The sequence below is a fragment of the Arthrobacter sp. 05N33_2 genome (assembly GCF_056397425.1).
Genome location: NZ_JBFTNJ010000108.1, coordinates 1 through 6,223, shown reverse-complemented (window position 1 = coordinate 6,223; position 6,223 = coordinate 1). Strand labels below are relative to the sequence as shown.

4 protein-coding genes and 1 pseudogene are annotated in these 6,223 nt (G+C 57.9%); 2 read left to right on the top strand and 3 right to left on the bottom strand.

What is annotated here, in order from left to right:
- Window positions 1-444: 444 nt before the first annotated feature.
- Together AC1DHX_RS20030 and AC1DHX_RS20025 are read left to right on the top strand one after the other, a co-directional pair.
- A pseudogene (locus tag AC1DHX_RS20030) lies at window positions 445-762 on the top strand (polysaccharide deacetylase family protein); the annotation flags it as partial.
- A 673-nt stretch (window positions 763-1,435) separates the two neighbouring features.
- Window positions 1,436-1,606: a hypothetical protein gene (locus AC1DHX_RS20025; RefSeq protein ID WP_476857283.1), complete on the top strand. Its 171-nt coding sequence runs from the start codon at window positions 1,436-1,438 to the stop codon at window positions 1,604-1,606.
- A gap of 945 nt (window positions 1,607-2,551) precedes the next feature.
- On the opposite strand, the gene AC1DHX_RS20020 is transcribed toward AC1DHX_RS20025, so the two are convergent.
- The 3 genes from AC1DHX_RS20020 to AC1DHX_RS20010 form a co-directional block, all read right to left on the bottom strand.
- Window positions 2,552-3,844 (bottom strand): ISL3 family transposase, encoded by a 1,293-nt coding sequence (locus AC1DHX_RS20020; protein WP_476857235.1) that lies wholly within the window; start codon window positions 3,842-3,844, stop codon window positions 2,552-2,554.
- Window positions 3,845-4,048: 204 nt separating this feature from the next.
- Window positions 4,049-4,738 (bottom strand): hypothetical protein, encoded by a 690-nt coding sequence (locus AC1DHX_RS20015; protein ID WP_476857234.1) that lies wholly within the window; start codon window positions 4,736-4,738, stop codon window positions 4,049-4,051.
- Window positions 4,735-6,223 (bottom strand): glycosyltransferase family 2 protein (locus AC1DHX_RS20010; RefSeq protein ID WP_476900412.1); only part of this gene is annotated, 1,489 nt, incomplete at its 5' end. The genes AC1DHX_RS20010 and AC1DHX_RS20015, both read right to left, overlap by 4 nt.

The following is a 6,223-nucleotide window of genomic DNA, read 5'->3' as shown; positions in this document are numbered from 1 at the left end:
GGGTTCGAGAGTGGATTCACACCCATCGTTATTTGCTAATCTGCGACGAAAGTTTATTGGTTGTTCCGCCGTTTGTGAGACGGTGGGGCTAATGGAATAGTTGCACACATTTCCGGTAAGAATCTCCTGGTTACGTGAACTGAGGATCGCGGCGACAGGGCCGCGGGTTTCCGTGGGGATAGATTTCGTCCAAGGTCGTCTGAGGAGGCAAGGAGAGACATAGATGTTTCCTATTAGGAACAGGAGAYCCTGGACCGCCGGAGTTTCTTAGGGTGGCAGTTGCGGTGCCCCTCACCCAGGTACCCTTAGGTGCTGATCAATTGCCCGGATTCAGCCCGGGACCGGTCAACGGGTCGGCTTCGGCGCTCATCCCGGCCGGCGTTTCGGCTGCCGTGTTCGCGCCGAGTGGCGTTGGTTTTGGCGGCGGAGCTGTCATCCATTACGATGACGCGAATCGATCGGATTACACAAAGGCATTTCCTATACATAAAGGAACTGGGAATTCCCGCCATTTCAGAGGTCACCACTGGGTCGATGGACGGTCGGCCGACCAAGCTGACTTGGGGTCAGGCAAGGGAAATGCGGGACTCGGGCCTCTGGAGCATCGGCAACCACACAAGGGACCATCGTCGTCTCACTGAAATTACAGTCTCTGAGATACGTGTGCAGATCGATTCAGCGTACGCAGCGATCCTTGCGCAGATGGGTGAACCCCCGATATGGTTTGTCGCTCCCTACCACGCCTCCAACAAGAACGTTGAGATCATTTCCTCCCGGCTTCAYGCTCGATCAAGGTCGCTAGCATCTGCTCCAGATTCACAGGGAAGTTACACCTTTCCTTCATCCTCCATCCAGCCCTGGGACGTATGGCGCTATCCGGGAGGACTATCGGTATTGCCACAATTCTTGAATGACCTCTATTACCGGACTGTCGTGGGAGGCGATATAATTCGTCTCTACATGCACGAGATAACCCCCACAAACGTTGACACAGGAGCCACTAACATTGGGGAAGCCGAACATCGTGCTTTGCTTCAAGGAATACGGGATCGAAACATACCGGTTCTGGATGCGCGGGCATTGGCCTATCCCAGGCTCAACCTGCTGGATGATCCTTCCTTCGAACTCGGTGGCAAGATGCTGTCCCCGCTGAATTACAACGGAACTGCAGCAGTGAGGGCGGCGCAGCCGGACGCTCACTCCGGCTCTTCGTACCTGCGCCTCACAACCGCCGGCGCAACCGGGTCCGGACCGAGAGTGGCGATTCACATGCTGGGTGCGGGCCTCGCGCAATACCGGCGGCCGGTTTCGCGTCGATATCGAACGGTCAACAGGGCTGAGCGGCGTGCCCACCTCTACTGTGATACTTACGGCGAATGGTTTTGGAGGCCAGTCGGCAACCACAGAGTGGCAGAGGTTCACCAAAACGTTCGACATGACGGGATACAGCGAGGCGCGCATCTACCTGGAGGGACGGTCGACCGACGCCGCATCCATCAGTATCGATATCGACTCCATGAGCCTCGTACCGTCCTACGCGTATGACATCAACGGGGAGACGGCGTGTGAGCCGTTTCGTGCCACGTTCAGCCGCACTTCAGCCTAGTTCCGCGTCTTTCAGCCACTCTCCGCCGTGCACTGCTGCTTGTTGGCAGTAATAAAAACGTAAATAGCGCGCATTTCGTGATTTGATACGTGAGCTCCTCGGGAGCCGTCCTTGGACCGTTTTTCGGACAGGTCAACTGTGTCCGACTGGTACTTCCCAAAGTCTGCAACTGGTGCGTCCGGACGTCAAATCTTGTGGATTAGATCGCCGTCGACCAGTACACGGAATGCCCGGTCACCGGGGGCATCCATCAGAGGGTCGGCGTCGGATAGTTCCTCAATCTTCCGGTTATCGTAATTGACGTCGATCTTCGCCCAGAGCCGCCCTTCCTTTCTTCCGGCTTCATCGTCACTTTTCCCTTCTGAATTGTGGGTGTTTGGTCACTGACAGCCGTCAGACCGAACTCTGCGCATGCTTCCATACGAAGCCGAGTCCGACTGAAGAGGTGCGTGGCCCGACGAAAGGCGAATGTGCCCTCCCACGCCCTCGGAACATCGCCAGGCGCGAAGCAACCAAAGCAGGAAGGAACGTGCGTCCTTCGACCCGAACGCGTCCTTCGCCACTGACACGAACGACGAGGACGACGCGGGCAGTCTAGATCACCTCAGAAGGCCTGCAGACTTTCGGCCATGCAAGCTGCGAGGTCGGGGGCGGCCGGCGGTTTTACGGCGTTGCCGGTCATCCCTGTTGCATCAGGCGCTCATTGACAACATCAGAGCACCGGGAAATAGGCTCGATCAAGGCTGTCGTCCTGTTCTGATGGATGCGACCAGAACCTCCATCAGAACAGGACCACGGGCCCTCAGCGTCTAAAGACACGAACCCAAATTCATTACCAACCACGGAAAGCCGTTGAAGCATTTAACCTGAACAGGACCACGAGCCAGCGTATCGGGCTTTGCGGGCTCTTCGCGGTTCGTGGGGAAATTGATTCTCGGGTGAGTGTCATGCCGCCGTCCGGACGGCACTGGTCATGAGGATAATCGATTTGTAGTTCCCTGCGTTGCGGTAGCCGCGGGCGGTGCGTTTGATGTGCTTGATTCCGGTGTTGTTGGCTTCGACCTTGCCGGTGGTGGCGCCGGTGACGATGAGGACTTCGATCTCATTCCACCACCGGCAGACAGTGCGATAGAGCTTGTTCGTCTCCTGCCTTCCGGCGGCCTCAACGAGAGTCTTGAGTTCCTCTTTCGCCGCAGCGGCGTCGGCCAGGGAGTTGGTGCCCAGCAGCGCCCGCAGCTGTTCCTTGACCTTCCAGACTGCCTGGAGCTTGCCGGTGGCGTCATCGGCGGCGAAGACCTCAGCCAGACGGTGGGCCGCGTTGTCAGAGAGCTTGTCGCCGGCGCGCAGGAGCAGCATTCGGTGGGCCCAGGCTTTGTCGATGCCGCGGCCGCGGCGGCCCTTGACCTGCTGGGAGAGATTCTGCCGGGCCTCTGTCACCGCCTGGTTGGCCAGGGACACCAGGTGGAAGTGATCGACCGCGACAGCTGTGCGGGGAAGCCACATCCTCAACGCTTTCCGGAACGCCGCGGACGGGTCGATCGCAACGACCTGCACGCCCAGCCGCCACTGAAGCGGGCGGGCGAACAGCCAGTCGCCAACGCCCTTGTGATCCCGTCCGTCGACGATTCCCAGGACCTGGCCGGTGTCCAGGTCCACGATGGTGGTCATCCACGGCTCATGCCGGATCCACGAGCTGGAGTCCGGGTCACGGAAATACCGCACGGATCGGAACCGGTGTTCGTCGCTGCCCAGCATGCGCGGGCTGAGCTCATCCACGTCGGGCAGGGTGAGGAAGCAGGCTTCGTTCAGCGCGGCACGGACCATCCACCAGGACACCGCGAACGCAGCGGCCGTCTCGGACACGGCCCGGCCGGAGCTGATGACCGCATCGACGACGTGGCCCCGGAGCCGGCCGGTGGAGCGGGCGCGGCGCGGGACCTGGGCGGTGGATTCAAAGAACGAGAGCCGGGGACACTTGGGTTCCACGCAGTACCAGCGGTACTTGGACCAGAGGACCTCCACGGCGCCGGCGACGGGAATGTCGCGGATCCGTTGGAAGCGCCGTTCCTTCCGCCGCGTCGCCACCACAACGCAAGTCGGGCAGCCCGGTGGCTGGTCGGTTTCAACGATGATCTGGCGCCGGCCATCAGTAAGCACGGTGGCCGAAATGACGCGGTAGTCGGGCAGATTGAAGATGCTGGTGGCAGCGTCGGACGCCGCCCCGGTATGCTCAGTCAAGGCTCGTGGTCCTGTTCCTGGTTGAATGCTAGACACACTCATCCCAGCAGGGCCACGGGCCCCTTCTTTAGCTACGACACGGACTCAATTCCCCACAAACCTCGAAGAGCCGCTTTGCGCGGTTCCTGGCTGGCCACACCAGCCAGGACCCAACGAACTGAATCAGAACCCTTCGCCCGCCCAGCGCGGAGGACAGTTGGCCCACTAGCCGCGTGAACTCGCCTCCGTGTTCTCTCTCGCATTTTTCTCTGTCCCAACAACGTCAAGGGCCAAGCGACATGATTGGAGCAGCTTGTTTACAGACTCAGCGGTTTCAGGTAGCAGACGCGTCAGCTGCGGGAATTCGACGATATCAACCTGTAGGCTCTCGGCAAAAAGTACGCCAACAGCCAATGCCGCCAAAAGCGACCTTTCGCTTTCGGCTTCACCGAAAATCCATGCATTACTTACGACAATGTGATGGTCAAGCGACATCAACTGACCGGCATAGCGATCCGAACGACGAAGCTCGAAATGAACCGTTCTTTGCTTTTCAAAACTGTTCAGAATCTTCCGCTCGGCCGGCGAATCCATAGTCAGGTGCATCCGAGTCACACCGATAGGGAGGGCCTTGGGAACGAAATCAATAGGCGAGACTGCAACCCAAGTAGGGTTCAAAAACTCTTGGATCGCCTGTGCTGTTGTCGGACCGACTGGAAAGGGCAGTTCGATCGGTCCGCTGGAGTCGAACCCAAAGGCGAGTATGGCGGCGACAGCTAGCCGATCGGCGCTGACTACCCTGGGCCGTCCGTCTATCATCAGCTCTTCGATATAGGGAACAGCATCATAGCGCTCGGGCGAGGCGATAAGGGCTGACCCTCCAGCTTCTGAGTTACCTAGCCATTCGAATTTCACTTTACTAGTTCGCCTTTCAAAGTTGTTGCAAAGAAAGCCGCCACATCGGCAAAATCGCCCGCGAAGTCAATCCATGAACGCAGTGACATATCTTTCTTCCCTGCGTATGCAGCTAGTGATTCCAATTCTTCCATCGGAAGGCCCGTAACGTAGAGGATATGGGTCTGCGTAGATTCGTCGCTCAGTATCCGCTTATCGAACAGAGCTTCAGGCGAATGCGCCGTCACCAATTGCACCAACCAATCAAGATGTTTCGGGGAAACATATACCAGAATCGGCTGGTCGTGCCCCGTAGATTCAGCCCTGTGATGACTGATGAATGCCTCGATTGCCATAAGTATTATGTGCTCCGGAGAATCGATGGCCGAAGGCTGGCCTGTTTCAACGGACAAACCGGCATCCCGAAGCGCGGCCAGAAGCTCACCGCGGACGTCACGGTAGATACCGACCTGGGAAACCAGGTTGCCATCCCAGTCATGTTCGAGGAGGCTGCGCTCAAAGAACTGCGATGCGTTGAAGGTCGGCGTGACTTGGTTCACTTCGTGCCGCACCACCGCAGTCCGAGGAATCAAATGACTCGGCAGATGGGTCGCCAGGCTGTCTATGACATCAGGGTGGTTGCCCAAATTCTTAACAGGTATTTTCGCGTATTTCTTGCTCATCTCACGCACCTCGGCTCCTGACATCGGAGTCCGGCCCATTGTGGCACTCAAAACAGCTGAGGTCTTCTGTACAACCGAGTCTGTTTCCGTGATCTGCCCGCCGTGAAGGCGCCTGAGGGTGTGAACATACCCAGTGTGATTGAGYTTCACACCCGATCTCATCATCCGGATGGCCAGATTATAGTCGGAACCACTGCGAAGGGATTCGTCATATCCAAGCCGCCGGATGACTTCCGTTTGCACAAGCAAGGTTGGATGAAGATAGACCTTTGAGGTACTCAGTAGGGCGCCGAGACTCGCGTCTTTCCCGGGGTTCAGGAACATCTCGCCCGTCTGATTGTTGAAGTCTGCCCATGCACCGTAGGAACCGTGGTGATCCGGCCGCAGCGCCTCCAGATGTTTTTCCAAACGCCACGGCAGCATGATGTCATCGTCGTCATGAACAGCCGTGTACCGGCCACGACTTACAGACGCAGCAAAGTTCCGCGCTGCCGCAATACCTGCATTCGAACGGTAGAAGTATCGGATACGCCCGTCGCGGAATGAGGACACGACTTCCCGGGTCTCGTCGGTTGAACCGTCGTCGACAATAATAAGTTCAAAATCTGCCATAGTCTGGGCCAGGACAGACTTGATGCTCTCGCCAATAAATGCTCCGCGGTTGTAAGTTGATATCACGACACTCACGGGCAGTTCTGCGTCGGAGGGCCGGTGCTGCCAATTCAGCGTGTTTCGGACAGATGATTTATCCTCAACATGAATTTGCCGATTGACTTCGATAGCCCGCCGCCCTTCGGGCGTTTCATTGGCGATCGCCCTGGAC

Excerpts from the sequence above, each read along its gene's own strand:
- AC1DHX_RS20025 (WP_476857283.1), top strand. The coding sequence starts at position 1,436 with ATGACGGGATACAGCGAGGCGCGCATCTACCTGGAGGGACGGTCGACC.